This is a genomic window from Kitasatospora sp. MBT66 (genome assembly GCF_000710405.2).
Taxonomy (GTDB): domain Bacteria; phylum Actinomycetota; class Actinomycetes; order Streptomycetales; family Streptomycetaceae; genus Kitasatospora; species Kitasatospora purpeofusca.
In genome coordinates, this window is the sequence record NZ_JAIY01000010.1 from 828,629 (window position 1) to 829,914 (window position 1,286).

At 71.2% G+C, this 1,286-nt stretch carries 1 protein-coding gene and 2 pseudogenes; 1 reads left to right on the forward strand and 2 read right to left on the reverse strand.

Annotation, left to right across the window (positions count from 1 at the left end):
• Together BI06_RS48485 and BI06_RS28375 are read right to left on the reverse strand one after the other, a co-directional pair.
• Positions 1 to 150: pseudogene (locus tag BI06_RS48485) on the reverse strand (anthranilate phosphoribosyltransferase); the annotation flags it as partial.
• Between the two features lie 150 nt (positions 151 to 300).
• Positions 301 to 726 (reverse strand): hypothetical protein, encoded by a 426-nt coding sequence (locus BI06_RS28375; RefSeq protein WP_030391506.1) that lies wholly within the window; start codon positions 724 to 726, stop codon positions 301 to 303.
• A gap of 396 nt (positions 727 to 1,122) precedes the next feature.
• On the opposite strand from BI06_RS28375, the pseudogene BI06_RS53900 reads away from it, so the two are divergent.
• Positions 1,123 to 1,286: pseudogene (locus tag BI06_RS53900) on the forward strand (heme-copper oxidase subunit III); the annotation flags it as partial.

Here is a 1,286-nt window from a genome sequence, read left to right on the forward strand (position 1 = left end):
GGAGGCCTCGCCGCTCATGATCCGGTCCATCGCCCACGCGGTGGCCGAGCGGTCGAGGTCCTCTCCCCTCAGCAGCGCCGACAGGATGTCCGGCCAGGAGCGGACCACCTGCGCGGGGTCGCTCCCACCGTTCGCAGGCTGCACGTTCACCATGGCTGACTCCGGCTCTCGCTGCCCCGGCTACCCGGGGAAGGACGTAGGGACGGAGTCAGCCTATCGAGCGGCGGGCCGCCGGGGCTCCGCCGTTCACCCTTCTTCTCTTGTCGTGAGACGCCGGGTGGAACGCGGGGCGGGACCGGACTAGCGGACGGCGGGCGCCCGCTTGGCCAGCCGGGCCCGCAGCAGCGTGGCGGCGGCCTCCGCCAGCGCCACCGGGTCCACCGGCTGGGAGATCGCCGCGTCGGCCCGGCTCCAGGCGGCCAGCCAGGAGTCCTGCGGTCGGCCGATCAGCACCAGCACCGGCGGGCAACCGTAGATCTCGTCCTTCAGCTGCCGCGCGAGCCCGAGCCCGCCGGCCGGCACCGCCTCACCGTCCAGGACGCAGAGGTCGACACCACCCTTCTCCAGCGCCTTGAGCACCGCGGGGGTGGTCGCGCACTCCAGGTAGGCCAGCTCCGGCAGGTCCTCCGCGGGCCGCCGCCCGAGAGCGGTCAGCACCTGCTCACGGGTGGTTCGGTCGTGGCTGTAGACGAGAACGGTCAGCGTCTCGTCGGTCGTGTACGCCATGGGCCCTGCTCCCTCACGTGTGATCCGGACCACGTTCGCCTCTCCCCGGATGCTACTCCCGATCACCGCCCGCCGAGCCCCTCCCGCGCGATCTCTTCCCGACGGCGCCGCGTCCGCCACTGGTCCGGCCGGAGCACGGCGCGTCACCCCCGCCCGCACGGTCCACCCGTACGGCGGACGAGTGGAACTTCCCCTTACCCCCGAGGACCCCCGAAGGCCCGCCACGACACGCCGGACAGGGTCCGGACGGGCCCTTCGAGCAACCGTCAGAAAAGGGACACGCCGCTGCTCAGCGGCAGTACGGACGCCCCGTCGGGCCCCAGGGGGGCATACCGCACGCACCGGACACTCCGAGGGTGACCCCCCGACGTGAAGACGGAATAAGGGACCGACATAATGTCCGTCGTGGCGACAGCAACAGCAGTAGAAACCGGGCACGCGCACGGATCGGTCAACCGGCCGAACATGGTCAGCGTCGGAACGATCGTCTGGCTCAGTTCCGAGTTGATGTTCTTCGCGGCCCTCTTCGCGATGTACTTCACGCTCCGCTCCGTCAAGGG